29 protein-coding genes and 1 riboswitch are annotated in these 25058 nt (G+C 70.6%); of the genes, 14 read left to right on the forward strand and 15 right to left on the reverse strand.

The genetic code is table 11. The features are described from left to right. Positions 1–71: 71 nt before the first annotated feature. A complete protein-coding gene (locus ABEA30_RS04630) occupies positions 72–1772 on the reverse strand; it encodes a fumarate hydratase (protein WP_345579689.1) in 1701 nt (566 codons plus the stop codon). 64 nt (positions 1773–1836) lie between these two features. Here ABEA30_RS04630 and ABEA30_RS04635 point away from each other — a divergent pair, with 64 nt between their 5' ends. The 9 genes from ABEA30_RS04635 (at position 1837) to rplI (ending at position 7583) form a co-directional block, all read left to right on the forward strand. After that, on the forward strand, positions 1837–2559 hold the full coding sequence (locus tag ABEA30_RS04635) for an SDR family oxidoreductase (RefSeq protein WP_345579692.1): 723 nt from the start codon (positions 1837–1839) through the stop codon (positions 2557–2559). Between the two features lie 350 nt (positions 2560–2909). Beyond that, complete coding sequence (locus tag ABEA30_RS04640) at positions 2910–3326, forward strand: hypothetical protein (protein WP_345579695.1); 417 nt, start codon at positions 2910–2912, stop codon at positions 3324–3326. A gap of 287 nt (positions 3327–3613) precedes the next feature. Then, positions 3614–3937, forward strand: coding sequence for a hypothetical protein (locus tag ABEA30_RS04645; RefSeq protein ID WP_345579698.1), 324 nt, complete (start codon positions 3614–3616; stop codon positions 3935–3937). Between the two features lie 29 nt (positions 3938–3966). After that, positions 3967–4347, forward strand: coding sequence for a rhodanese-like domain-containing protein (locus ABEA30_RS04650; protein WP_345579701.1), 381 nt, complete (start codon positions 3967–3969; stop codon positions 4345–4347). Next, on the forward strand, positions 4344–5108 hold the full coding sequence (locus ABEA30_RS04655) for an SGNH/GDSL hydrolase family protein (RefSeq protein ID WP_345579702.1): 765 nt from the start codon (positions 4344–4346) through the stop codon (positions 5106–5108). The genes ABEA30_RS04650 and ABEA30_RS04655 overlap by 4 nt, the downstream gene beginning before the upstream one ends. Positions 5109–5757: 649 nt before the next feature. After that, the gene (gene rpsF, locus ABEA30_RS04660) at positions 5758–6045 is read left to right on the forward strand and encodes a 30S ribosomal protein S6 (protein ID WP_345579704.1); all 288 of its coding nucleotides are present in this window, start codon (positions 5758–5760) and stop codon (positions 6043–6045) included. 141 nt (positions 6046–6186) lie between these two features. Next, positions 6187–6723, forward strand: a complete 537-nt coding sequence (locus ABEA30_RS04665) for a single-stranded DNA-binding protein (RefSeq protein ID WP_345579705.1) — start codon at positions 6187–6189, stop codon at positions 6721–6723. Between the two features lie 150 nt (positions 6724–6873). Next, entirely contained in the window at positions 6874–7113 is a 240-nt protein-coding gene (rpsR, locus tag ABEA30_RS04670; RefSeq protein ID WP_077349061.1) for a 30S ribosomal protein S18, read from the forward strand. Positions 7114–7136: 23 nt separating this feature from the next. Further along, positions 7137–7583 carry a 50S ribosomal protein L9 gene (gene rplI, locus ABEA30_RS04675; RefSeq protein WP_345579775.1) on the forward strand — a complete coding sequence of 149 codons (447 nt, stop codon included), beginning with the start codon at positions 7137–7139 and terminating at the stop codon, positions 7581–7583. Positions 7584–7640: 57 nt separating this feature from the next. On the opposite strand, the gene ABEA30_RS04680 is transcribed toward rplI, so the two are convergent. Next, a complete protein-coding gene (locus ABEA30_RS04680) occupies positions 7641–8687 on the reverse strand; it encodes an adenosine deaminase (RefSeq protein ID WP_345579712.1) in 1047 nt (348 codons plus the stop codon). Between the two features lie 64 nt (positions 8688–8751). Between ABEA30_RS04680 and ABEA30_RS04685 the strand changes: the two genes are divergently transcribed. After that, positions 8752–8964: a hypothetical protein gene (locus ABEA30_RS04685; RefSeq protein ID WP_345579715.1), complete on the forward strand. Its 213-nt coding sequence runs from the start codon at positions 8752–8754 to the stop codon at positions 8962–8964. Here the strand turns inward: ABEA30_RS04685 and ABEA30_RS04690 are convergent. The 6 genes from ABEA30_RS04690 to ABEA30_RS04715 all read right to left on the reverse strand — a co-directional run bounded on the left by ABEA30_RS04690 (position 8936) and on the right by ABEA30_RS04715 (position 15623). Continuing rightward, complete coding sequence (locus ABEA30_RS04690; protein ID WP_345579718.1) at positions 8936–10513, reverse strand: discoidin domain-containing protein; 1578 nt, start codon at positions 10511–10513, stop codon at positions 8936–8938. The genes ABEA30_RS04685 and ABEA30_RS04690 overlap by 29 nt on opposite strands. Positions 10514–10708: 195 nt before the next feature. Further along, positions 10709–11725, reverse strand: a complete 1017-nt coding sequence (galE, locus tag ABEA30_RS04695; RefSeq protein WP_345579721.1) for a UDP-glucose 4-epimerase GalE — start codon at positions 11723–11725, stop codon at positions 10709–10711. A gap of 104 nt (positions 11726–11829) precedes the next feature. Continuing rightward, a complete protein-coding gene (locus ABEA30_RS04700; RefSeq protein WP_345579723.1) occupies positions 11830–13206 on the reverse strand; it encodes an L-serine ammonia-lyase in 1377 nt (458 codons plus the stop codon). 45 nt (positions 13207–13251) lie between these two features. After that, positions 13252–14547, reverse strand: coding sequence for an MFS transporter (locus ABEA30_RS04705; RefSeq protein ID WP_345579726.1), 1296 nt, complete (start codon positions 14545–14547; stop codon positions 13252–13254). Further along, positions 14540–15001 carry a MarR family winged helix-turn-helix transcriptional regulator gene (locus ABEA30_RS04710; protein WP_345579729.1) on the reverse strand — a complete coding sequence of 154 codons (462 nt, stop codon included), beginning with the start codon at positions 14999–15001 and terminating at the stop codon, positions 14540–14542. The genes ABEA30_RS04705 and ABEA30_RS04710 overlap by 8 nt, the downstream gene beginning before the upstream one ends. Before the next feature lie 145 nt (positions 15002–15146). Then, entirely contained in the window at positions 15147–15623 is a 477-nt protein-coding gene (locus ABEA30_RS04715) for a cupin domain-containing protein (protein WP_345579732.1), read from the reverse strand. A gap of 57 nt (positions 15624–15680) precedes the next feature. Here ABEA30_RS04715 and ABEA30_RS04720 point away from each other — a divergent pair, with 57 nt between their 5' ends. Then, complete coding sequence (locus ABEA30_RS04720) at positions 15681–16565, forward strand: oxygenase MpaB family protein (RefSeq protein ID WP_345579735.1); 885 nt, start codon at positions 15681–15683, stop codon at positions 16563–16565. Here ABEA30_RS04720 and ABEA30_RS04725 read toward each other — a convergent pair. The 3 genes from ABEA30_RS04725 to ABEA30_RS04735 all read right to left on the reverse strand — a co-directional run bounded on the left by ABEA30_RS04725 (position 16516) and on the right by ABEA30_RS04735 (position 19300). Continuing rightward, complete coding sequence (locus ABEA30_RS04725; protein ID WP_345579738.1) at positions 16516–17193, reverse strand: thiamine phosphate synthase; 678 nt, start codon at positions 17191–17193, stop codon at positions 16516–16518. The two genes, ABEA30_RS04720 and ABEA30_RS04725, sit on opposite strands and share 50 nt — an antisense overlap. Next, the gene (gene thiM, locus ABEA30_RS04730; RefSeq protein ID WP_345579741.1) at positions 17190–17963 is read right to left on the reverse strand and encodes a hydroxyethylthiazole kinase; all 774 of its coding nucleotides are present in this window, start codon (positions 17961–17963) and stop codon (positions 17190–17192) included. The genes ABEA30_RS04725 and thiM overlap by 4 nt, the downstream gene beginning before the upstream one ends. After that, entirely contained in the window at positions 17960–19300 is a 1341-nt protein-coding gene (locus ABEA30_RS04735; RefSeq protein WP_345579744.1) for an MFS transporter, read from the reverse strand. Before ABEA30_RS04735 ends, thiM begins: the two co-directional genes overlap by 4 nt. Further along, a riboswitch (TPP riboswitch) is annotated at positions 19291–19400 on the reverse strand. It overlaps the preceding gene by 10 nt. Before the next feature lie 64 nt (positions 19401–19464). Here ABEA30_RS04735 and ABEA30_RS04740 point away from each other — a divergent pair. Next, positions 19465–19821: a plasmid stabilization protein gene (locus ABEA30_RS04740; RefSeq protein ID WP_345579747.1), complete on the forward strand. Its 357-nt coding sequence runs from the start codon at positions 19465–19467 to the stop codon at positions 19819–19821. Between the two features lies 1 nt (position 19822). Here the strand turns inward: ABEA30_RS04740 and ABEA30_RS04745 are convergent, their stop codons facing one another. Continuing rightward, a complete protein-coding gene (locus ABEA30_RS04745; protein WP_345579749.1) occupies positions 19823–20512 on the reverse strand; it encodes an SDR family NAD(P)-dependent oxidoreductase in 690 nt (229 codons plus the stop codon). An 81-nt stretch (positions 20513–20593) separates the two neighbouring features. Here ABEA30_RS04745 and ABEA30_RS04750 point away from each other — a divergent pair, with 81 nt between their 5' ends. After that, entirely contained in the window at positions 20594–20959 is a 366-nt protein-coding gene (locus ABEA30_RS04750) for an RNA-binding S4 domain-containing protein (RefSeq protein ID WP_345579751.1), read from the forward strand. A 91-nt stretch (positions 20960–21050) separates the two neighbouring features. On the opposite strand, the gene ABEA30_RS04755 is transcribed toward ABEA30_RS04750, so the two are convergent. Further along, positions 21051–22661, reverse strand: coding sequence for an alcohol dehydrogenase catalytic domain-containing protein (locus ABEA30_RS04755; RefSeq protein WP_345579755.1), 1611 nt, complete (start codon positions 22659–22661; stop codon positions 21051–21053). 96 nt (positions 22662–22757) lie between these two features. Here ABEA30_RS04755 and ABEA30_RS04760 point away from each other — a divergent pair, with 96 nt between their 5' ends. Beyond that, positions 22758–23696 carry a sugar-binding transcriptional regulator gene (locus tag ABEA30_RS04760; protein ID WP_345579758.1) on the forward strand — a complete coding sequence of 313 codons (939 nt, stop codon included), beginning with the start codon at positions 22758–22760 and terminating at the stop codon, positions 23694–23696. Positions 23697–23815: 119 nt separating this feature from the next. Here the strand turns inward: ABEA30_RS04760 and ABEA30_RS04765 are convergent, their stop codons facing one another. After that, positions 23816–24376 (reverse strand): protein-L-isoaspartate O-methyltransferase family protein, encoded by a 561-nt coding sequence (locus ABEA30_RS04765; RefSeq protein WP_345579760.1) that lies wholly within the window; start codon positions 24374–24376, stop codon positions 23816–23818. 94 nt (positions 24377–24470) lie between these two features. After that, entirely contained in the window at positions 24471–24911 is a 441-nt protein-coding gene (locus ABEA30_RS04770; RefSeq protein WP_345579763.1) for an Hsp20/alpha crystallin family protein, read from the reverse strand. Positions 24912–25058 lie beyond the last annotated feature (147 nt).

Below are 25058 nucleotides of genomic sequence, written 5' to 3' on the forward strand. Positions count from 1 at the left end.
GCACGCCCAACCACCCCGGCGAGTGTCACGGCACGCCCAAGCACGCCACCCGGCGACCCCCAGCCGTCGGCTCAGAGGCCCTCGCGCTTCGGGATGGTCAGCACCAGCGGCTTGTTGACCTCGGCGAAGAAGTCGTTGCCCTTGTCGTCGACCACGATGAACGCCGGGAAGTCCTCCACGTCGATCTTCCAGATGGCCTCCATGCCGAGCTCCTCGTACTCGACGACCTCCACGTGCTTGATGCAGTCCTGCGCCAGCCGGGCGGCGGGGCCGCCGATGGAGCCCAGGTAGAACCCGCCGTGGGTGTCGCACGCGTCGGTGACGGCCTGCGAGCGGTTGCCCTTCGCGAGCATCACCATGGAGCCTCCGGCGGCCTGGAACTGGTCGACGTAGGAGTCCATCCGGCCCGCCGTCGTGGGCCCGAACGAGCCCGACGCCATGCCCTCGGGCGTCTTCGCGGGGCCGGCGTAGTAGACGGGGTGGTCCTTGAGGTACTGCGGCATGTCCTCGCCGGCGTCGAGGCGCTCCTTGATCTTGGCGTGCGCGATGTCGCGGGCCACGATCAGCGGGCCCGTCAGCGACAGGCGCGTCTTGACCGGATGCTTGGACAGCTCGGCGAGCACCTCGGGCATCGGGCGGTTGAGGTCGATGCGCACGACGGCGCCCTTGCCGGTGCCGGCCACGCCGTCGGTTGCCTCGTCGAGGTCCTCGTCGACGTGGTCGGGCATGAAGCGCGCCGGCTCCATCTCCAACTGCTCGATGAACACGCCCTCGGGCGTGATCTTGCCCAGGCACTGGCGGTCCGCGGAGCAGGACACCGCGATCGCCACCGGCAGCGAGGCGCCATGGCGCGGCAGGCGGATGACGCGCACGTCGTGGCAGAAGTACTTGCCGCCGAACTGGGCGCCGATGCCCATCCTGCGGGTCAGCTCCAGCACCTCCTGCTCGAGTTCGACGTCGCGGAAGCCGTGCGCCTCGATGGAGCCCGTCGTCGGAAGGGTGTCGAGGTACTTGGCGGAGGCGTACTTGGCCGTCTTCAGCGCGAACTCGGCGGAGGTGCCGCCGACGACGATGGCCAGGTGGTACGGCGGGCAGGCCGCGGTGCCCAGCGAGCGCAGCTTCTCGTCGAGGAACGTCATCATCGAGGCGGGGTTCAGGATGGCCTTGGTCTCCTGGTACAGGTAGCTCTTGTTCGCCGAGCCACCCCCCTTGGCCATGAAGAGGAACTTGTAGGAGTTCTCGTGCCCGGCGGCGGTGTCGGCGTACAGCTCGATCTGGGCGGGCAGGTTGGAGCCGGTGTTGCGCTCGTCCCACATGGTCAGGGGCGCGTTCTGCGAGTAGCGGAGGTTGAGCTTGGTGTAGGCGTTGAAGACGCCCAGCGACAGGGGGCGCTCGTCGGTGCCCTCGGTGAGCACCTGCTGGCCGCGCTTGCCCATGACGATGGCAGTGCCGGTGTCCTGGCACATGGGCAGCACGCCGCCGGCGGCGATGTTGGCGTTCTTGAGGAGGTCGAGCGCCACGAACTTGTCGTTGGCGGAGGCCTCGGGGTCGTCCATGATGGTGCGCAGCTGCTGCAGGTGGGCCGGGCGCAGGTAGTGCGCGATGTCGTGCATCGCGGTCTCGGCCAGCAGCGTCAGCGCCTCGGGCGACACCTTCAGGAACTGCCGGCCCTCGGGCCCCTCGACCACCTCGACACCCTCCGTCGTGAGGAGTCGGTACGGGGTCTGGTCGACCCCGATGGGCAACATGTCTGCGTAGCGAAACTCCGGCATCGGACCTCCTGGTAAGCGTTCGATTCAGTCTCCCACGCGGGATTTCGTGGGTTAGCGTGGGGGCATGTTGTCACTCGACGGGAAGCGTGCCCTGGTCACGGGCGCCAGCAAGGGCATCGGATTCGCCGCGGCGAAGTTGCTGCGCCAGATGGGCGCGGAGGTGACCATCGCCGCCCGGATGGAGGAGGACCTGCGCGCGGCGGCAGAGGAGATCGGGGCTGCCTGGGTGGTGGCGGACGTGGCCACGGTCGACGGCGTGCGCGCCGCCGTCGAGGCCGCCGGCGAGGTGGACATCCTGGTGTCGAACGCGGGCGGCCCACCGCCGGGGCTGCCGTCCGAGGTGACGGGGGAGGCCTGGCAGGCGGGGTTCGAGACGACGTTCCTGTCGACGGCGCGGCTGGTCGACGCGGTGCTGCCGGGCATGAGGGCCCACGGCTGGGGGCGGATCATCGCGATCACGTCGCTGACCGTGGGGCGGCCCTCGCTCACGCTGCCGGTGAGCAATGCGATGCGGGCCGCAGTGACCAACCACCTGCGGACGCTGGCGCTGGAGGTGGGCGCCGACGGCGTCACGTGCAACACGGTGGCGCCCGGCTACACCGCCACCGATCGGCTCAAGCGGCTGCACGCCGACCCCGAGGCTGCTGACTCCATCCGACGGAAGATCCCGGCCCGTCGGTTCGGCGAGCCCGAGGAGGTCGCCGCCGCGGTGGCGTTCCTCGCGTCGGAGGAGGCGGCCTACATCACCGGCCAGGAGCTCCTCGTCGACGGCGGCTTCAGCATCTGATCCCACGCCACTTCCGCCTCGCCGCCTGGCCGCGACGTCGCAGACTTGCCGTGACGTCGCAGACCTGCCGTGACGTCGCAGACCTGCCGTGACGTCGCAGACCTGCCGTGACGTCGCAGACCTGCCGTGGCCTCGCAGACAGTCCTCTGTCTGCGACGACGGCCGAGGTCTGCGACGACGGGGCCAAGTCTGCGACATGGCGAGGCACGGCACCGGTGCGGGAACCGAGCCGAAACTGCCCGATCCCGGCAGCTCGACTTATCGCTACCGAAAGGAGGGGGTCGATGTGGATTATCCACACCGGCCCCCCTTCCGCGGTAGAGATAGTCACACGGGCCTACGCTGGGCGCATGGACGAGCACCTCACAGAGCGCCAGAGGGCAGCGCGGATCCGTGCGGAACTGGGCGCCAGCCACGCACGCAACGAGGCGGCCCGCGCGCAGGTGCTCATCGACGAGTTCCTGGCCGCCGCCAAGGAGAAGGGCCTCGAGCCCCGGCCGCTGAAGGCTGTCACGCTCGACGGGCACACCGTCAAGACCGACAAGGTGGGCTGGTACCTGCGCACCAACCACTCCATCGCCATCGACAGTGAGGGCAACTACTACTCACTCACCGTGCCGGGCGGCTTCATGTCCCGCTTCCGGGGCGTGAAGCTGGAACCGCAGCTCGCGCCGCTGGTGATCGGCCGCGGCGGCCGCGACGGCGAGACCGGGGACCTCAAGGAGTTCCTCGCCTGGGTACTCGACGGCCGCATCCCGCAGGACTAGCCCCGTCTGCGGCGCGACGACCGCGGGACCACCCCCAAGCAGAGTGAAGTTGTGCACCAGCATCGCTGCACAACTCAACAATGCCCGGGGCGCCGTCGAACCACTGGTTGGGCAGAGTGAAGGTGTGCATCCGCATCGCTGCACAACTTCACTCTGCCCGAAGCCGGCCACGGGCCGGGCTCCGGCGTGCCTACACCCGCCTCCGCGGCGGACCGTGCCGGCGAACCTCGACCCGGGCAGCGCGCGGTGCCCAAGGAGCCGCCGGACGAACACGTAAGCTCGGCGGCGTGAGCAGACGCATCTGGTGGAGCACCTGGCCCGGCGCGTTGGGGCTCGGGCTGCTGTCGCTGCTGCTGGTCGCGCCCGGCACGGTCGCCGGCCTGATCGTACTGCTCATCCCCGACACAGGCGGCGCCGGAGTCGACTTCTCCGTCGACACCGTGCCGCTCTGGCAGCAGGTCTTCGCCTGGGTCGCCATCGCAGCGGCCGTCGTCCTGCCGTTCCTCACCGCCCTCTGGGCCCGCCGCGCCTGGCTGGGCTACGTGCTCCTCTCCCTCGGCCTGAGCCTCGTCGTCGGCGTCATCGGGCTCGGCCTGTTCGGCATTGTCTGACCACTCCACGCGTGAGCGACAATGGACGCATGGGTTTGCTGGATTTCCTCGGGAAGCGCTCCGACGACGGGCTGAGCATCGATGAGACGCTCCTCGCGCTGAGCAGGGGCGCCGTCCTCATCGACGTGCGCTCGCAGCACGAGTACGAGGCCGGCCACGCGCCGGGCGCCCGGCCCGTCGAGCCCGCCGCGCTCCACGACAACCCGGTCGACGCCATCCACGGCGACGATCCCCTCGCAGACCGCGACGCCGCCGTCGTCGTCATGTGCGACACGGGCCTGCGCTCCTCCTTCATCGCCGCGATGCTCCGCGACAAGGGCCTGCTCGCCGAATCCGTCGGGGGCGGGCTGCGCGCCTGGGCCAAGGACGGCAACCCCGTGCTCCCCGGCCCCTACCGCGGCCGGCGATGAAGCGCGCGCTCGGGCTGCTCGCGGGCCTCGCCGCCGGCGCCCTCGTCTCGGCTGGCACCGCGTCCTACCTGAAGGGCCGCCGCGACATCATGCGCCACGTCGCCGACTACGGCGTCCACTGGGGCGAACGAGTCGACGGCGGGGCCGGCGCGCTGCGCTACGTCGCGCTGGGTGACTCCGCAGCCCAGGGCGTCGGGGCGACGCACGTCAGCAGGGGCTACGTGCCGAGGATCGGGGCCAAGCTCGCGGAGGCGACCGGCCGTGAGGTCATCATCACCAACCTGTCGGTCAGCGGCGCCACCAGCGCAGACGTGGTCCGCGACCAGCTGCCCCTCTTCAGGGACCTGCCGTTCACGCCCGACCTCGTCACGCTCGACATCGGCGGCAACGACGTCGTGTTCCCCGGCCACACGCCGTCGTCGTTCGAGGCGAACATGGACGTCATCCTCGAGGCGCTGCCCACGGGCGCGTTCATCGCCGACGTGCCGTGGTTCATGGTGCCCGTGCTCGGCCGCCAGTCACAGCAGATGGCGGGCCGGGCGTCGATCCTCATCGAGCAGCACCACCATCACCTCGTGCCGCTGCACCGCGGCACCCGGGAGGCCGGCTTCTGGCGCTACCACCGCTACACCGCGGGGGACTGGTTCCACCCCAACGACCTCGGCTACGAGGAGTGGGCCGAGGCGTTCTGGGCGGTGATCGAGGCCAGTGGTGTCGTCGAGACGCTGCGCGCACCCGACGGCGGGGTCAGCGAGGGCTGACCGCCTGGGGGGTTTCGACCGCGCTGGCTCCTTCGTCGCTGGCGCGGCTCAACCAGCGTGGGGGTCGTTCGCCGCTGGTGTGGCTCAACCGACGGCGGTCCTTCGGCGCTGGCGCGGCGCACCCGACGGCGGGGTCGGGGAGGGCTGACCGTCTGGGGGGTTTCGACCGCGCTGGCTCCTTCGTCGCTGGCGCGGCTCAACCAGCGTGGGGGTCGTTCGCCGCTTGTGTGGCTCAACCGACGGCGGTCCTTCGTCGCTGGCGCGGCGCACCCGACGGCGGGGTCGGGGAGGGCTGACCGTCTGGGGGGTTTCGACCGCGCTGGCTCCTTCGTCGCTGGCGCGGCTCAACCAGCGTCCGGTCCTTCGTCGCTGGCGCGGCTCAACCAGCGTCCGGTCCTTCGTCGCTGGCGCGGCTCAACCAGCGTGGGGCCTTCGTCGCTGGCGCGGCTCAACCAGCGTGGGGTCCTTCGGCGCTGGTGTGGCTCATCCGACGGTGGTCTTCGGCGCCGGCGCGGCTCGACCGACGTCGGGTTTGGGCGCGGGAGCCCGCAGCCGGTAGTCTGTCCCATTGACTGGCCCCAGGTCAGTCATGCCCTCCTGCCGCGGGATGGACCCGCGGCCGTCAGTCCGAAGGAGGTGGGGCTGAAGCATGCGCAAGTACGAGGTTATGGTGCTCATCGATTCTGATGTCGACGAGCGTCAGGTCCCCGCGCTGGTCGAGAAGCATCTCGAGGTCATCACCCAGGGTGGTGGCACCGTCGACAACCAGGACATCTGGGGACGTCGTCGGCTCGCATACGACATCAACAAGAAGTCCGAGGCCATCTACGCCGTGCTGCACGTCACTGCGGAGCCTGCGACCGTTGCCGAGATGGATCGTCTCATGACCATCGACGAGCGGATCGTGCGCACCAAGGTGCTGCGTCGCGAGGACTGAGTTTTCCACAGCGAAGAAACTGAGCGAAAAATGTCGCCGCCACCGGCCAAAGTGGTGGGCGGATAGATTTCACTCAGACCTCGACGACGAGGCCCAAGCCGCGTCGTCACAAGTCCGAAGTTATCGGAGGCATCAGAGAACATGGCAGGCGAAACCCAGATCACGGTGATCGGCAACCTCACCGCAGATCCCGAGCTCCGCTTCACGCCCAACGGCGCAGCGGTGGCAAACTTCCGGATCGCGTCGACCCCCCGGGTGTTCGACCGTCAGTCCAACGAGTGGCGGGACGGCGAAGCGCTGTTCCTGAACTGCTCGGTGTGGCGCCAGTACGCCGAGAATGTGGCCGAGACCCTGCGCAAGGGCATGCAGGTCATCATTCAGGGCCGCCTGAAGTCGCGCACGTACGATGACCGTGAGGGCGTCAAGCGCACCGTGTTCGAGATCGATGTCGACGAGGTCGGACCCACCCTCCGCTTCGCCACGGCAACCGTCAACCGCTCCGGCGGTGGAGGCGGCGGCGGTGGCGGCCAGTGGCAGGGCAACCAGGGCGGTGGCAACACCGGCGGTGGTCAGGGTGGCCCGCAGGGCGATCCGTGGGCCAGCTCCGGCAACACCGGCGGCAACCGCGGCGGGAATGACCCGTGGGCGCAGTCGCAGCCGGACGAACCGCCGTTCTGATCCAGCGCGTGAAGGTGAGGGGTCGAACCCTCAGCTGACGCATGAAGAAAAGCATCCATGTTGACTGACCCCTGAGGGGGTCCACGGGGTTTCCCGTGTGGGACATTCCGTCGCAAGACGGGCTTTCAGTACTAGAAGGAGAGCACCACAATGGCCGGTCCACAGCGCAAGTCTGTGAACAAGAAGAAGATCATGCCGGTGAAGACGACGCGCGTCGCCAACATCGACTACAAGGACATCAACACGCTCAAGAAGTTCATCTCTGAGCGTGGCAAGATCCGCGCCCGTCGCGTCACTGGCCTCTCGGTCCAGGACCAGCGCAAGGTCGCCCTCGCCGTGAAGAACGCGCGTGAGGTTGCCCTGCTGCCGTACGCGTCGACCGCCCGCTGATCGGAAGGGTTGAAGACATCATGATGAAGCTCATTCTGACCAGCACCGTTGACAAGCTCGGCATCGCCGGCGACGTCGTCGAGGTGAAGGACGGCTACGGCCGCAACTTCCTCCTGCCCCAGGGCAAGGCGATCCGCTGGACCCGCGGCACCGAGAAGCAGATCGAGGGCATCAAGCGCGCCCGCGACGCCCGCGAGGTGCGTGGCGTGGAGCACGCCCAGGAACTGCGCAGCCAGATCGAGGGCCTCAAGGTCACCGTCGCTGCCCGCGCCTCCGAGGCCGGTCACCTGTTCGGTTCCGTGACCGCTGCGGATCTCGCCCTGGCCGTCAAGAAGGCCGGTGGCCCCACCGTCGACAAGCGCACCGTTTCGTTCCCGAAGCCGGTGAAGTCGGTCGGTACCCACACCGCCGCCATCAAGCTGCACCAGGCCGTCACCGCGCACGTCCCGTTCGAGGTCGTCGCCCAGTGATCGCCTGATCGCACACGCGTGAGAGCCCCGGCTTCGGCCGGGGCTCTTCGCTTGTCGTCACTTCGGGGGCGTCGCGAGCCAGTCGTCGACCTCGGCCCGCCACCGCCGCTTGTCGTCGGCCGGCGCGAAGCTCGCGTCGATCGACGACTTCGCCAGCCGGGCCAGGGCCGCGTCATCCAGCTCGTGGGTCTCCCGGGCGGTCACGTACTGGTCGGTGAGCCGTGAGAGGAACAGCAGCGGGTCGTCGGCGCCCAGCGCCACGGCGGCTCCGGCGTCGAGGAGGTCGCGCAACGGCACGTCGTGGTGCTCCCGGTAGACGCCCAGCTGCACGTTCGACGCGGGGCACACCTCGAACGCGATCCCCTCGTCCACCATTCGCCTGAGCAGGTCCGGGTCCTCGACGACGCGGACGCCGTGGCCCACGCGCGTGGGCCGCAGGTGCTCGACGACCTCGGCGAGGTGGTCTGCGCCCCGCAGCTCGCCTCCGTGCGGCACGCCCGGCAGCCCGGCCCGGCGCGCGATGCGGAAGGCGCCCTCCCACTCGTGGGTGCGGCCCTCGCGCTCGTTGTTGTTCAGCCCGAACGCGCACACCTCGCCGGCTCCCTGGCCGGCGTGCCTGGCCGCGATCCGGGCCAGCGTCCTGGCGTCGAGCGGGTGCCGGATCCGGGAGGCGGCCACGACGATGCCGACCTGCACGCCAGACTCCGCCGACGCCAGCCTCGCCTCGTCGCAGACGATCTCCAGCGCCTCCTGCAGCCCTCCCACCGAGGACGCGTACGACGTCGGGTCCACCTGCAACTCCAGCCGTCGTGAGCCTTCCGCCGCGTCCTCGCCGGCGGCGTTGCGGACCACGGCGCGCAGCGCGGCCTCACCGCGGACGGCTGCCCGGGCCACGTCGTAGAGGCGCTGGAAGCGGTTCCAGCCGCGCTTGTCGTAGGGCACGTCGAGCGCCACGCCGTCGACCAGCTTCGCGGGCAGTTCCATCTCCCGCGCCTCCGCCAGCCGCTTCAGGGCCGGGACGCTGAGCGACCCGGTGAAGTGGAGGTGCAGGTGGGCCTTGGGCAGGGCTGCGAGATCCCGCCCTCGCCGAACCTCCTGCACCATGCGCCGATCGTAGTGAACCCGGCCAAGCGCCGGGGCGTCCCGCATGGTTGTAGCCTTGACCCCCATGAGCGCCCGATTCCTCACCACCTGGCCCTGCCAGGATGCCTGCGGCACGATCAAGACCGACGAACGGGTCGAGGGCGCCCCCGTCTACCGCTGCCCAGGCTGTGACAGCACGTGGATCGAGCTGAACGAGCGCACCGGGCAGGCAAAGGCCGCCGCGGATACCCGCGGCGGCCAGCCTGACGTCAGCGGAGCTCAGGGCCCCCGAACATGACGATGTTGTTGAACACCCACTCGTTGCGCTGGCTGAACGCGTAGCCCCCGGTGGCCTTCGCGGTGGCCGAGTAGACCGTCACGTAGGTGTAGGAGCGGCAGCCGTTGCGGCCGGTGCGCGCGGTGTCGCACTCGGTGCGCCACTTGCGGCCGTCCGTCGTGGCCGTCCACTCGTTGGTGGACCCCAACGGGTTGGTGCCCCATGCCTCCCGCGTCATGTACGGCAGGTAGGTGAGGTTGTTGAACGTCCAGCCGCTCTTGCGCACGAACTGGCCGCCCTCGATCACCACGACGGTGGCCCAGATGTCGGTGCGGCAGCGTTCGGTCTGCGAGTACGGCTCACAGGTGGTGTTCCAGTCGCGGCCGTTGAGGCCCTTGTGCACGCCGGGCAGCGTGTAGGGGGCGGTGCGCTCGAACTTCGGCTTGGCCGGGCTGGTCGGCGGCGTGGCAGGCGTCGTCGGCTTGGTGGGGGTCGGCGACGGCGAGCTTGTCGGCGTGTCCGGGGTCACCCGGCCATTGACCGTGTCGCTCACCACTGCCGGGAAGAACGGCGCGTCCACCGTCGCCTCCACCGCAAACGGCGTGCCGGCCTTGGCGGTGCCGCGGATGACCGACTCCCAGTCCAGCACCAGGGTGTGGCCGGCGGGGAGGGAACCGTCCCACGTCAGCACGCCGTCGACGATGGCGCCCTGGGGCACCTCCATGCCCTGCTCGGGGCCGTCCCAGACCTCGAACTCGAACATCGACACGCCGTACTTCAGGCCGTTGACGGCGGGGGTGCGCTCGATGGCCTGCATCCGCACGAACTTCACGGGCTCGGTGGTGGTGAGCGTCTCGCGGGAGATGCTCTGGACCGTCGCCCGGAGCTCGGCCGTGGCGTCGGTCCAGGTCACGCCGTCGGTGGAGGTCTGCAGCTTGTACCGCGCGGCAGCCAGCTCCCAACGGATGGTCACGTGGTCCACGACGGTGGGCTCGGGCAGTTGGACGGCGATCCAGGCAGAGTCGGACTCGTTGGAGGAGTAGCGGGTCGACACGTCGCCGTCCACGGCCAGGGCGGGGCCCCACCGATCCGGGACTTCCTGGCCGGAGGCGCGCACCGTGGCGCCGAGCGCCAGGTTGGTGCCCGGGGCCTCCACGACCGCGCCGGCGTCGTCGAGCAGGGTCGTGGTCAGCCCCTGCACGTCGGCGACTGCAGCCAACTCGGCGAGGTCTGCCCGCACGTCAACGGGGGCCGCAGCGGCGCCGTCGTTGCTCAGAGTCACGACGGTGGGCTCGACGTTCAGGCCCAGGCCGTGCGCCAGGTCGAGGGCGACCAACTCGTCGACCAGCAGTTCCGCCTCGTCGACGAGGGAGCCGTGGGTGGCGATGATCCGCGTGGTGGGGGAGACGAAGAAGGCCGCACCGGCCGACGGCGTGAACTCCTGCACCTCGGGCACGACGGCGGTCAGACCTTCGCCGGACAGGCTGCGGTCAGCGGCTCCCGCGTCGACGGGGAGCAGGGCGCTGAACGCCAGGGAGAAGGCGGCGGCGGTGGCGAGTAGTCGTTTCATGGCATTCATTCGTCGTTGAACTGGTCGTCCGGGATGGTTCAGGGAAGTCCGGCCCCGGACGGGGCGCTCGCCGATGGCGCCATGGGCATCATGGCACCGAGGATGCAGCAAGTGGCCTTGCTGCGGCCACTTGCGAAGTCCGACTGCGCGCTCCGCCGTCGTCCTCGCGTCGGCTCATCGAGAGCCCCGCGAGGTTCAGGCGTCGGCGAAGCCGTTGGGGTTCTGGGACTGCCAGCGGTAGGTGTCGGCGCAGGCGTCGGCCACCGTCTTGGCGGCACGCCACCCGAGCTCGGCGTGGGCCTTGTCCACGTTCGCGTAGCTCTCCGCGACGTCACCGGGGCGGCGCGCCACGACCTGGTACGGGATCTCCTGGCCGGCCGCGGCCTCGAACGCGTGGACGATCTCCAGCACCGACGACGGCTGGCCTGTGCCCAGGTTCCACACGTGGTAGCCGGCGTGGTCCGTGAGGTAGTCGAGCGCGGCGAGGTGGCCGGCGGCGAGGTCGACGACGTGGATGTAGTCGCGGCGGCCGGTGCCGTCAGGGGTGGCGTAGTCGTCGCCGAAGACCATCAGCTTGTCGCGGCGGCCGGCGGCGACCTGCGCGACGAACGGCAGCAGGTTGTTCGGGATGCCCTTCGGGTCCTCGCCGATGCGGCCCGACTCGTGCGCGCCGATGGGGTTGAAGTAGCGCAGGACCGCCACCGACAGCTCGGGGTTGGCCGCTGCGGCGTCCTCGAGGATCTGCTCCAGCATGTGCTTGGTGCGGCCGTACGGGTTGGTGGCGCCGGTGGGGGCGTCCTCGGTGAACGGGGGCTCGGACTCCTCGCCGTAGACGGTGGCGGAGCTCGAGAAGACGATGCGGGTGCAGCCGTGCTTGGCCATCGTCTCGACCAGCGTGATGGTGGAGCCGATGTTCTCGCGGTAGTACGTGAGCGGGATCTCGGTGGATTCGCCCACGGCCTTCCAGCCGGCGAAGTGGATCACCGAATCGGGGCGGAAGTCGGCGAAGGCCTTGTCGAGCGCGGCCTCGTCGCGCACGTTGGCCTCGACGAACTGGGCCTCGCGCCCCGCGAGCTCTGCCACGCGGCGCAGGGACTCCTCGGAGCTGTTGGACAGGTCGTCGACGACCAGGACGTCGTGACCGGCCTGAAGAAGGGCGAGAGTGGTGTGGGAGCCGATGTAGCCGGCGCCGCCGGTGACGAGCACGCGCATGGGTGGGGTTCCTCCTCTGGTTCACCACCACTCTAGACCTGCTCATCCGGAGCTGAGCGATCAGGTGCGCAGCGTGCGCGAATCGCTCAGTCGCAGTGGGCCGCTCAGCACTCGATGAAGGCGACGGCGAGGCCGCCCTCCGAGGTCTCCTTGTACTTGCTGAGCATGTCGCGGCCGGTGTCGCGCATGGTGCGGATGGCCTGGTCCAGGGTCACGCGGTGCCTGCCGTCCCCGCTCAGCGCCAGCTGGGCCGCGTTGATCGCCTTGACCGACGCCATCGCGTTGCGCTCGATGCACGGCACCTGCACCAGCCCGCCGATCGGGTCGCAGGTCAGCCCGAGGTTGTGCTCGAGGCCCACCTCGGCGGCGTTCTCCACCTGCGCCGGCGAACCGCCCATCACCTGGGCCAGTCCCGCGGCGGCCATCGCGCAGGCCGAGCCCACCTCGCCCTGGCAGCCCACCTCCGCCCCGGAGATGGACGCGTTCATCTTCAGCAGCACCCCGACGGCGGTGGCGGCCAGCAGAAAGTCCACCACGTCGTCGTCCCCGGCGCCCTGCTGGAAGCGCATGTAGTACTGCAACACGGCGGGGATGATGCCGGCGGCCCCGTTCGTCGGTGCGGTCACGACGCACCCGCCCGCTGCGTTCTCCTCGTTGACGGCCAGGGCGTAGAGGTTGACCCAGTCCATGGCGGAGAACGTGCGGGTGATGAGGTTGGGCGTCTCCTGTGACTTCAGGTGCCGGTACAGCTCCGGGGCCCGCCGTCGGACCATGAGTCCGCCGGGGAGGTGGCCCTCCTGCCGCACCCCGCGCCCGATGCACGCCTGCATGGCGCCCCAGATCTCGAGCAGCGCGGCTCGGGTGTCCTCCGCCGGCCGCCAGGCCAACTCGTTGCGGGCCACCAACCGGGCCACCGTCAGGTCGTGCCGCGAGCACAGTGCGAGCAGTTCCTCGGAGGTGGTGAACGGGAACTCGACCTCGACGTCCGCCACGCCCGTCTCCCCCGCGGCGGCCTGGGCCTCGTCGACGACGAACCCGCCCCCGATGGAGTAGTAGGTGGTCGACAGCAGCGTGCCGCCGTCGCCGTCGAGTGCCGTGATCGTCAGTGCGTTGGGGTGCCAGGGCTTGGATTCGCGGTTGAACAGCAGGTCGGTGGACCACTCGAAGGCAAGCGTGCGCCCGCCGAATTCCAGCCCGCCGCCGCGTACCACGTCGTCGACGGCGGCCTTCATCTCGTCTGGGTCCACCCGCTGTGGTTCGAACCCGAGCAGCCCGGCGACGACGGCGCGGTCGGTCCCGTGGCCCAGCCCGGTCGCCGCGAGGGAACCGTAGAGGTCGACGCGAACCCGGGCCACGTCGTCGGCGTGCGGGCCGGCCACGACCTGGGCCCGGAAGAGGGCGCCCGCGCGCATGGGGCCCATGGTGTGGGACGACGACGGCCCCACCCCGATCTTGAACAGGTCAAGCGCGCTGATGGCCATGGACCGACGATACCCGTCACCGCATCCGATTGCTCACGGAGGGCCTCAGCGGGCACCCCCGTAGGCCGGGCGACGGCCGGGCAGGGAGGTGCGGATGCGGATGGGGTGGCCGCGCTCGATGTGGAGGCGCAGCCCGTCGTGCACCATGAACCAGGCCAGCACGCCGATGGCTGCCAGCCCGGTAGCCACGGAAGCCGTCAGCACCGAGGCGCGCGGGCCGAGCACCTCACCCAGCCAGCCGATCAGCGGCGCACCCAGCGGCGTGCCGCCGGCGAAGATCGCCATGTAGACCGACATCACCCGACCCCGGAACTCCGGGGCCGTGGCCAGCTGCACGGCCGCGTTCGCCGTCGTCATCACGGTCAGCGCGAAGAAGCCCGACGGGATCAGCAGCAGCGCGTAGACGAGGTAGGTCGGCGCGAACGTCAGCGCGAACGTGCTCAACGCGAACCCGGTCAACGCCAGCATCACCGTGCGCAGCGTCGGGGTGGTGCGCCTCGTCGCGACGAGGGCGCCGCCCAGGGTGCCGATGGCCATGATCGTGCCCAGCAGGCCGAACTCGCGGGCGCCGGAGTGGAAGACCTCGGTGGCCATCGTGGCGTTGAAGATCTGGAAGTTCATCCCGAAGGTGCCCAGCATGAACACGATCACCATCACCACGATGATGTCGGGGCGCCCGGCCAGGTAGCGCAGGCCGTCCCGTGCGGCGCCCCTCGCCTCGACGTGCGGCGCGGGGTGCAGCTCGTCTGCCCGCATCAACCACAGGGCGCCGATGAACGCGAAGAAACTCAGCCCGTTGATCAGCAGCGTGGGGCCAACGCCGACGGCGGCCACCAGCACGCCGGCCAGGCCCGGGCCGACGAGGCGCGCCCCGTTGAACGACGTGGAATTGAGCCCCACGGCGTTCGGGAGGAGCCGCGTGGGCACCATCTCCGAGACGAAGGACTGGCGCGCCGGGTTGTCGAACGCCGTGACCGCGCCCGTGAACAGTGCGAAGACGTAGACGTGCCACAGCTGCACCGTCCCGGTGGCCACCAGGGCCCACAGCGCAAGCGCGGAGGCGGCCAGCGCCAACTGGCTGACGACGAGCACCCGGCGCTTGTCGAACCGGTCCACGACGGCGCCCGCATAGGGGGCCAGCACCGGGATGGCCAGGAACTGCAACGCCGTCACGATGCCGAGCGCGGTGCTCGAGTTCTCGGTCAGCTCCGTGAGCACCAGCCAGTCCTGGCCGATGCGCTGGATCCACGTGCCGAGGTTGCTCACCAGGGCGCCGAGGAAGAAGAAGCGGTAGTTGCGCACCGCGAAGGACGCGAACATCTTCCAGCGGGTCTCAGGCATGCGACACCTCCAGCAGGAGGTCGGCGGCCTTTCTCAGCAGGGCCAGCTTGTCGTCGTCCAGGGAGTCGATGTGCGCGAGCATCCACATGTCGCGGTGCGCGATGGTCTGCTGCACCACGTCGTCGCCGGCCCGGGTGGACTGGATCAACACCTGGCGGCCGTCGTGCGGATGGGGCTGCTTCTCGACGAGGCCCCGCTCGCACAGCGCGTTGAGCGTGCGCGTCATCGACGGCGTGCTGACGCGGTCGTGTTCGGCGAGCTGGGTGGGGGTCTGGGGGCCGACGCGGTTCACCCGGGCCAGCACGGAGAAGAGGTGCGGCGCCAGTTCGCTGGTGGACTCGAACCGGACCCGGCGCGCGATGCGCTGGCAGGCGAGTCGGAGGTCGTTGGCGAGGGCGGGTTTGTCGAGGGGCTGGTCGGCGCTGCCTGGCGCGGTGGGGGTGGGATTCGTCACGGTTTCCTTTCGCGGGCCGGACGTTACCCTAGCTCATTACCTCAGCTAATCAAAATTGCATCATCCCTTGTCCGAAACGAAAGACGCTGGTGGCCCTGCGCTCGGATGAGGGCAGGGCCACCAGCGTGGCTTGGTGTGAGGGTGCCTAGGCGGACTGGTCCTCGGCGTTCGGCGCGGGCTGGTGGCTGAAGCTCGGCGGCTCGTCGCCACCGGCCTCCTCGTCGGCCTCCGCCATGGCGGCGGTCTCGTGCACCTTGCCCTTCGAGTGGTGCGTGGGGGCGTAGACGACGTACAGCTGAAGGGGCTCCTCGCCGGTGTTGATCACGTCGTGCCACGTGCCGCACGGCACCTGGATGGACCAGCCGTCCTCGACCTCCTGCTCGTAGTCGAGGTTGTCCTTGCTGGGCCCCATGACGCACTTGCCCTTGCCGGCGTCGATGCGGAGGAACTGGTCCGTCTCGGGGTGCATCTCCAGCCCGATGGACTCGCCCACCGGGATGGACATGAGCGTGACCTGGAAGTACTTCCCGGACCAGGCGACGGTGCGGTAGTTGGTGTTCTCGCGGGTGGCGGTCTCGATGTCGAACGTGTTGGGCTTGGGCCCGTTGTCGGTGATCTTCATGTTTCCTCCTACCCACGTCAGACTAGCCGTCCGGGCCGCCCACGTAGTCTGGGAAGCATGAAGCCGCTCGCCCGCTTGCGCTCGTTGCTGGGCCGCACCCTGCGCTCGCGCGTGGCGGGCGAGGACGCCGACGCGAAGGCCAAGCTGATCTGGGGCGCCGAGGGCCAGCGCTGGCACACCCCCGACGACGTCATCTGGCACGTCAACGGCGACGCGGCGATGTACGTCGGCGGCATCCGCGCCCTCCTTGTGCAGGCGCTGCATCCGGCGGCGATGGCCGGCGTGGCCGGGCACTCCGGGTACCGGTCGGATCCGTGGGGCCGCCTGCAACGCACCTCCGAGTTCATTGCCATGACCACCTACGGACCCATCCCGTCCGCGGAGGCGCTCATCGACCGCATCCGGGCCGTGCACGAACGCGTGCGCGGCAAGACCGATGACGGCACGCCCTACCGCGCCTCCGACCCCCACCTCCTGGCATGGGTGCACATCGCCGAGACGCAGAGCTTCCTGGCGGCCTTCCAGCACTACGGCGACCGCCGCCTCACGCCGGAGGAGACCGACGAGTACGTGGCGCAGGCCGCCCCCGTCGGCGAGATGCTCGGCGCCGTGGACCTGCCCCGCACGGAGGCGGAGCTGCTGGCCGCCATCGAGGGGTTCCGGCCCGAGCTGCGCGCGTCCGCAGCCGCGCTCGACACCGTCGACTTCCTGCTCAGGACCCCGCCCGTGCCCTGGCCCGCGCGGCCGGGCTACTGGATGCTGGCCGCCGGCGCCATCGCGACGCTGCCCGCATGGGCCCGCCGCGAGCTGAAGCTGCCGTCGGGCCGCTGGTTCGACGTGCTGGTGGGCCGCCCGCTGGGGCGGTTCTCGACGGCGATCGTGCGCTGGGCGCTCACGCCCGAGAGTCGCCGCGACCGCCTGGGCGCGCCGCCCCGCGCGTGAAGCCCCGGAGGATCTCCCCGACGACGGCCGCCGGGTCTTCGGCGCCCATCACCGCCCGCACCACGGCGACTCCTGCCACCCCGGTGCCCGCCAGTGCCTCGGCGTCCGCCGGCTGCACGTCGCCGATCGCGACGATGGGCAGCCGGGTGGCGGCCACCATCGGCGGGTATCCCTCGAGGCCCACCGGCTGGCGGCCGGAGTCCTTCGTGGGGGTGCGGCGGAAGGGGCCCGAACCGAGGTAGTCGACGACTCCGGCCAGCTCGTCCGCGGCCCGCACCATTGCCAGCGTCCCGGTGGTCAGGCCGATGACGGCGTCCGGCCCCAGCAGCGCACGCGCCGCGGCGGGCGGCAGGTCGTCCTGCCCCAGGTGCACGCCGTGCACCCACGGCGACTCCTGCATCGCGGCGAACGCGACGTCCGCCCGGTCGTTGACCACCACCCTCGACGCCGGGTTGGCCCGGTGCACCGCGCGGCCCACCTCCAGCGTCAGGCGCAGCAGCTCGCGCGCCGGCAGGAACTTCTCGCGCACCTGGACGACGCCGGCCCCGGCGCCTGCCGCCGCGGCCACCTTGGCCACCACGTCCGGCCCGTGGCCGGTGGTGACCACGTAACAGCGCAGGTCGATCATGCCAGGGCCCTCTCCTCGACGGCGTGGGGGTCGACGGCGGCCAGCGCGTCCAGCAGCGCCACCTTGAACGAGCCGGGCCCGGCTGCCGCGCCAGCCGCGTCCTCTGCGGCGACGCACAGCCACGCCGTCGCCGCGTGCGCCGCCTCGAACGGGTCCGCGACGGCGGCGCAGGCCGCGGTGAGCGCGCCCAGCGTGCAGCCGGTGCCGGTGACCCGCGTGAGCAGCGGGTGCCCGGCCGTCACCGCGACGCTGCGCTCACCGTCGGTGATGAGGTCGCGGGCCCCGGAGACCGCGACGACCGCGTGCGTGGCCAGGGCCAGCAGGTGGGCCGAGTGGGCGGCCTGTTCCGGGACGTGGACGGTGTCGGCGCCGCGCCCGCCCGTCCCGGCCCCGGCGAGGTTGAGGATCTCCGAGGCGTTGCCGCGGATCACGGCGGGCCGGTGCGTCAGGAGGTGGCGGGCCAGTGGGGTGCGGACGGGGGCGAGCCCCACCGCCGTGGGGTCCAACACCCAGGGCGTGCCCAGCTCGCGAGCCCGCGCCGCCGTCGCCGGGATGCCCGCTGCGCCATCTGTGGAGAGCGTGCCGAGGTTGACGAGCAGCGCGTCGGCGGCCTGAACCATGACGGGGGCCTCCTCGAGCGTCTCGGTCATCATCGGCCGTGCGCCGGCGGCCAGGACCGCGTCGGCGACGAAGTTGAGCGACACCGCCGCGCTCAGGCAGTGCACCAGCGGCGCCCGCTCGCGCACCGCCGCGATCACGTCGGCGATCATGGCCGCCCCTGACGCGAGGACACGGCCTCGAGGTCGTCGTCGATGTCCGCCGGCCGCAGCGCCGGGCCGAGCGCGCCGCACACCGCCACCAGCGTGCCGCCCAGCACCATGAGGGCGAGCACGGCGGTGTCGCGGCCGAGCCAGCCCTCGAGGGTGGGCAGGTAGAACGGGTACAGCGCAGGGATGACGATCGACAGGCTGTAGGCGGTGCCGTAGCCGGTGGCGCGCACGGCGGTGGGGAAGCGCTCCGACAGGTAGGCGCCGATCGGGCCGTACGCGGTGACCGTCAGCACCTGGAGCGCGACGGCGCACGCCGCGACCAGCCACACGGCGGGGCCGCTCATGATGGCCAGCCACAGCAGCGGCGCCGACACCGCGGCCACCACGCCCCAGATGATGAAGAACCGGCGACGCCCGAGCAGCGTCGACAGGTGCCCGGTGACGCCCATCACGATGGCCTGCCCGACGGCGGCGCAGCCCATCACGACGCTGACGCTGGTGGCGTCCAGGCCCACGTCGGTGCCCAACCGGGGGGTGAGCATGATGACGGTGGTGTTGGTGAGGAACCACAGGCCGCTCATGAGGCCGAACATCTGCCAGAACGAGCGGGCGTGGGTGCCGCTGAGCACCTCGACGAGGCCGAGCCTGCGCCGCGTGGAGCGGTTGCGGTGGAACACGGGGGCGTCGGTGACGTGGACGCCGTAGTACATCAGCATCGCGACGGAGGCGAGGCCGCCGGCGGCGAACGACGCGCGCCAGCCCCATGCGGCGTAGGCGTCGGGGCCCAGTGCCACCAGCAGGACGCCGGTGGTGAAGGCGATGGTGGCCTGCGCCCATGGCGCCATCGACATGATCAGGCCTGAGTAGAGCCCCCGGCGCCGCGGCCTGGACCACTCCATCGCCAGGGGGATGGCAGCGGAGTACTCGCCGGCGATGAACACGCCGCCGAGGAAGCGCAGCGCGATCACGATCAGGATGGCCGCGCCGCCGATCACCTCGTGCGTGGGCACCGCGGCGATGCCCAGGGTGCAGGCGGCGGTGCCGGCGATGGCCACCTTCGTGGTGGTGGTGCGGCCCAGGCGGTCGGCGATCTGGCCGAACACCATGCCGCCGATGGGGCGGCCCAGCAGCATGGCCATGACCACGATGGCGCCGGTGGTGGCCGCGGCGTGTGGACCTGCCAGCACGGGGAGCGCCGGCACCAGCGCCACGAGCGGCAGGAAGATGTGGAGCTGGTCGACGTAGTTGCCGAGGACGCCGCCGCGGAGGGCTGCGCGGCCCTCGGGCGGCAGCGCCGCGGCCGGGTGGGTGAGGGGGGTGGCAATGGTGTGCGTCATCACTAACTTCCTTCGCCGGCATGACCCGGACAGGTTCGGACGGTCCGGGCGGCATCAGCCCCATCTCAGCCCCCTGCCGAGGGCACCCGTGTGGATGGCCAGCACCTTAGCCCACGAAGCGACGGTGCCAAAGGAGGTAGCCGGGAGTGAGACTCCGTCGTAGCGTGGAGGGACCCGAGCAGGAGGTCGACATGACGCCCAGGGCATGGAGTGACAAGCGCGAGCGCCAGTACGAGCACATCAAGGAAGGCCTCGAGAAGCGTGGCGAGAGTGAGGACACGGCCGAGGAGATCGCCGCCCGCACCGTCAACAAGGAACGCGCCAGGGCAGGCGAGGCCAAGGAGTCGAGCAAGCTGTCCAGGGAGGACATCTCGTCGGGCCGACGCGGTGGCCTGCGCTCACACAAGGGCCCGGGCGGCCGCACCCGGGACCAGCTCTACGAGGAGGCCAAGCGCAAGAACATCGAGGGCCGCTCGAAGATGAACAAGGCCGAGCTGCAGAAGGCCGTCGACGCCAAGTAGCTCAGCCGGCGTCGCGGACGTCTGCCAGCACCTTCTGGCCGAAGTCTGCGCGGTTGACCAGCGCCAGGATCTTGGCCGCGGCGTCCTCCGGCGTGCTCAGGCGGCCCTTGTCCTTCATCGCCCGGAACCGGTCACGCGCCGGGAAATCCGTCGCGCGGATGTGTTCCTGCATGTCGGTATCCACCACCCCGGGCGCGATCGAGGCGACGCGCACGCCGTCGAGGCCCTCCTCGGCCAACGTCAAGGCGTGCATGTCGACGGCGGCCTTGGAGGCGCAGTAGGTGCTCCACGTGCTGTGCGCGGCGCGGGCGGCGCCGCTGCTCACGTGGACGACGCGCAGCGGGGTGCCCTCACGGCGCAGCCGCACGACGGCGTCGGTGAGGATGAGGGGCGCCGTGACGTTGATGGTGACGCACTGTTCGATCTGGGCGGGGTCGAGCGTGCCGACGAAGCCGATGGGCGAGACCGCCCCGGCGTTGTTGACGAGGATGACGTCTGAGGCGTCCGCCAGGAAGGCCGCCAACGCGCCCGAGCTGATCCATTCGGTGAGCGCCGACGGCTGCCCGAGGTCCACCCGTTCACCCGCCGAGCGCGAGACGCCCAGCACGACCCAGCCGTCGGCCTCCAACTGCGCGGCGATCGCGGCGCCGAGGCCCTTGCTGTGGCCGGTGACGATGGCCTTCTTGGACATGGGGATCCTTTCGTCAGGTGACGCGGCTTACGGTACTCGGCGCCGCCGACACCCGTTGTGGTGCGCGTTAGGATTCTGCGCATGACCCGACTGGACGCCTGGCTGTGGGCGGTGCGCGTGTACAAGACACGCTCGCTCGCCACGACGGCGGTGCGCGGTGGCCACGTCAGGGTCAATGACCTGCTGCCCAAGGCGTCGCAGCACGTGGTGGCCGGGCAGGTGATCCGGGTGCGCAAGGACCAGGAGGAGAAGATCCTCGAGGTGGTTGACGCCACGCTCGCCAAGCGGGTGGGTGCGCCGCTGGCGCAGGCGGCCTACATCGACCGCACGCCCGAGCGGCCGCCACCCATCCCCGAGATGGCGGGGAAGGTGGCGGTGCGGGACCGCGGCGCCGGCCGCCCGACGAAGCGTGACCGCCGGGCGATCGAGCGGCTCCGCGGCCACTGACGGGGCTGCGTTCCCTGAGCCAGCCGCCTGCGACTGTTCGAAGCGCCCCGCGTTCCCTGAGCCAGCCGCCTGCGGCTGGTCGAAGGGCCCGTCACTCGCCGGCCAGCAGCGCCTGCTCGGCCTCCTTCGTCCACACGCCGTTGTTCAGCTTGGCCGCCACGTGCGGCAGCTTCTCGGGCATGTCCACCAGCCGCGTCAGCCCCAGGTCGTGCAGCATCGGGAAGACCATGATCTTGCCGCCGCTGGTGCGGTTCATCACAGAGTCGATCGCATCCTGGAACCCGGCCATGCCGGTGACGGCGTCCAGGCTGATGTGCGTGTCGATGATGCCTTCCTCGATCTTGCGCAGGACCGTGCGCATGTCCGAGACGTCGGAGCCCGAGGTGCCCAGCATGAAGATGCGGCGCTCGACGATGCCCTGCAGGTCGAACTCGCCCAGCGTGCCGGCGGGGATGCCGGCGAACGCGTTGAGGATCGCGCCCTCCCCGGCGAGGTCGACGGCCTGGCTGACCAGCGCCGGCACCGGCACCATGCACGAGACGTGCGTGAAGCCGGGCTGCAACTGCTCCTCGCCGGTGTTGACGTAGGTGATGGGCACGCTGCGCTCGGCCGCGATGGGGTCGACGGTGCGGGCGAGGTGGGTGAGCCGCTCGTCGCTGAGGTCGGTGCCGGTGACGCGGATCCCGTCGATGCCGGAGGTGACGGCGCGGATGGTGTGCATCATGCCCATGGGGCCGGCGGCGCCGACGATCGCGACGTTGTCGCCGTCGCGCAGCTCGCCGTTGGCCGGCACCCAGGCGTAGCCGTCGGCCGGGTCGTCGCCGGTGGTGCCGACGAAGCGGATGAAGTCGTAGTGCACGCGGCCGATGTCGAGGGCCACCTTGCGGCCGATCGTCGCGCCGCCGAGCACGAGGCAGTACGTGGCGCGGGTGCCGAGCAGGGGCGCGGTGGCCTCGATGACCTCGGGGTCGGCGCCGTAGTAGATGATGTCGTCGAAGAACTGGCCCTCGAGCGAGGCGACCTCGGCTGCGGTGACCCGCACGGTCTCCGCCGGCGCGTGCGCCCACGTGAGCGCGTCCAGCCCGGTGGGTTCACCGTCGGCCACCACCAGCAGGCGGCCGCCGTCCTTGAGGTGGTTGCGCTCGGCCCAGGCGTAGGAGCCCTCGACGGTGGCCCAGGGCTCGATGAGGCCCACCGCGGCGGCGCTGGGGCCGTCGGAGACGTGGATCAGGAACTCCTCGCCGTTGGGGGCCACCACGCACCGTTCGTCGATCAGCGCGTACTCCTGCAGGGCGCCGTCGAAGTTGTAGCCGAACGCACCGTTCGACTTGGCCGTGCGCAGGTGCTTCCAGTCGGCCTGCACGAGGACGCGGTCACCCACCTGGAAGTGCGTGACCTCGCTGCCCACCTTGACGATGCGGCCGACGGGCTCGTGGCCCGGCACGACCGGCGCGGAGCCGGGATGGTACGACGGGATCTCGGGCAGGGCGTCGAGGTCGATGCCGCTGACCACCTCGGCCTTGCGCGGGTGGGAGTCGAACGCGTGGAGCAGCTTGGTGTCGGAGAAGCAGATCCCGCAGGCCTCCACCTGGAGGAGCATCTGGTGCGGGCCGACCTCGTCGACCGGCTTCTCGGTGTTGAGCACGATCTCGTCGACGCCGACGAACTGGATCGCGTGCTGGAGGGCGGGGATCTGGGTCACGTGGGACACCCTTTCTCTGAGTGCTACACCCCAAATCTAGGCCGGTTCACGCGTGAAGGAAGGCGTCACGGGACAACTGGGCATATGCTCACCCACGTGCTGACGCCCACGCCGAACGACCTCGACCTGGTGGTGCGCGCCGCCTGGCTGTACTACGAGGACGGGCTGACCCAGGCACAGGTCGCCAAGCGCCTGTTCGTGTCGCGGCAGACGGTGGGCCGGCTGCTGGAGGCCGCCCGGCAGCAGGGCATCGTGCGCATCGAGCTGGACTCGCAGTACCTCGCCGCGATGCAGTTGGCCACCCGGTTGAAGGACGCCTCGGGGCTCAGCGACGTCATCGTGGTGCCCACGGCGGAGGGCCGGCTCTCGCGTGAACGCACCAACGAGCGGGTGGCGGCCGCGCTGGCCGCGTACGCCCGACGACACCTCCACCCCGGCGCCGTCGTCGGGGTCTCCTGGGGCGACTCGGTGGCCCGGGCCCTCGTCGAGCTGTCGGAGGAGTCGCTCGACGGCGTGCAGTTCGTGGCCTGCGCCGGTGAGCTGAGCGGCATCGACGACGTGCTCACCCGCTCGCCGGGCGTGCTGCGCCGCCTGCGCACGGTCCCAGCGCCGCTCCTGGTCTCGAGCGCGGAGATGGCGCAGGCGCTGGCGGCCGAGTCGGCCGTGCGGGAGGTGCTCGACCTGGCCCGGTCCGCCGTCGTGACGCTGACGGGCATGGGGTCGGCCACCCCGGGCGGTTCAGCGGTGCTGGCGGGCGTGACGACCGACGCCGAGGTGGCGGAGTTCGCCGCGCGCGGCGCAGTCGGCGACATGCTGGGGGAGTGGTACGACGCCGACGGCCGGGTGGTCGAGACCAGCTGGTCGGAGCGACGGATCGGCCTCGGGCTGGACGAACTGCGCGGCATGGGCAACGTCGTCGGCGTCGCGGGCGGGGTGGAGAAGGTCGCGGCCATCCGTGGCGCGATCCGCGGCGGGCTCATCAAGGCGCTCGTCACCGACGAGCCCACCGCGCACGCGCTGCTCTCCGGCTCCTGAGGGGATCGCCCCGGTTCCTGAGGGGATCGCCCCGGTTCCTGAGGGGATCGTGAACCGGTTCCTGAGGGGATCGTGAGCCCTGGCGAACATCCCACGAAGGACCGGTTGACCGCGACGCCTCAGCGCAACTCGACGAAGCTGAACATGCCGGCGGCGGCGTTGCGGGTGAGCTTCCCGTCGGCGTCCTTGTGCACGATGATGATGCGTTGCGCCGCAGGCAGCACCATCCGCCCGCCCGGCGCCAGTTGCGCCTCGAGTTCCTCGGGCACGCGGCCGCCGTCGGCCGACACGAGGATGCGGTCGTACGGCGCCGACTCCGGCCAGCCCAAGACGCCCTCCTCGGCCTCCTCGAACCTCGCCCACGGGAAGCGGTCGTCCATGTGCCGGCGGCCCATCTCCACCAGTTCCGGCACGATGTCGACGCCGACCACCCTGCCGGTTTCCCCGACGAGGTAGGCCAGCAGCGCGGTGGTCCAGCCGGACCCGCTGCCGACGTCGAGCACGCGGTCGCCCGGCTGGGGGTCGAGGTGCTCCAGCATGTAGCGCACCGTCCACGGCTGCGAGTTGGTGGCGTCGTGGCCGATCGCCAGCGCCCGGTCCAGGTCCGCGAAGGGCCGCACCTTCGGCGGGAGGAAGTCGGCGCGCGCCACCACATCGAATGCGTCGTCGAGCTTCGTCATGTGCCCAGTGTGCCCCGTGGCGGCCGTCATCGGAACGAAGGAGAAGGGCGCCGCACTCGCGTGCGGCGCCCGTGGCGACTTTCCTCCGTGGGGATCAGCCCTCGTCGCCTTCCTCCACGACCTCCGAGCTGATCTCGCGCTGGCCACCGGAGTGGGCCACGGAGATCTTGCGCGGCTTGGACTCCTCCGCGACGGGGAGGGTCACGGTGAGCACGCCGTCGGTGTAGTCGGCCTCGATGCGGCCGGCGTCGATGCCGCGGCCGAGCATCAGCTGGCGGGCGAACGTGCCGGTGGCGCGCTCGCGGGTCAGCCACTGCGTGTCGTCGGAGGCGCGGCTCTTGCGCTCGGCGCGGATGGTCAGCGTGCGGTCGTCGATGTCGATGTCGATGCTCGAGGGGTCGACGCCCGGGAGGTCGATCTCCGCGACGAAGTGCTCTGCCGATCGGTAGACGTCCATGTTCATGCCCGGCTGAGAGGTCGAGCGCTGCTCGAACAGGCGCTCCATGTCGCGGAACGGGTCAAACGTGCGTGCCATGGTTTCCCTTTCTGTGTTCTGTGTGCAGCTCGTAGTTGAGCCTCATGGACTCAAGTTTAATCAGTCTCGTGAAGGTGTCAAGCCCAAGTTGAGCGCAGGCGACTCAACTTGGTTGGCGAGTCTCGGGCGGCACGTCCTGCGGGTGAC

Source organism: Tessaracoccus lubricantis (assembly GCF_039544535.1).
GTDB classification, from domain to species: domain Bacteria; phylum Actinomycetota; class Actinomycetes; order Propionibacteriales; family Propionibacteriaceae; genus Arachnia; species Arachnia lubricantis.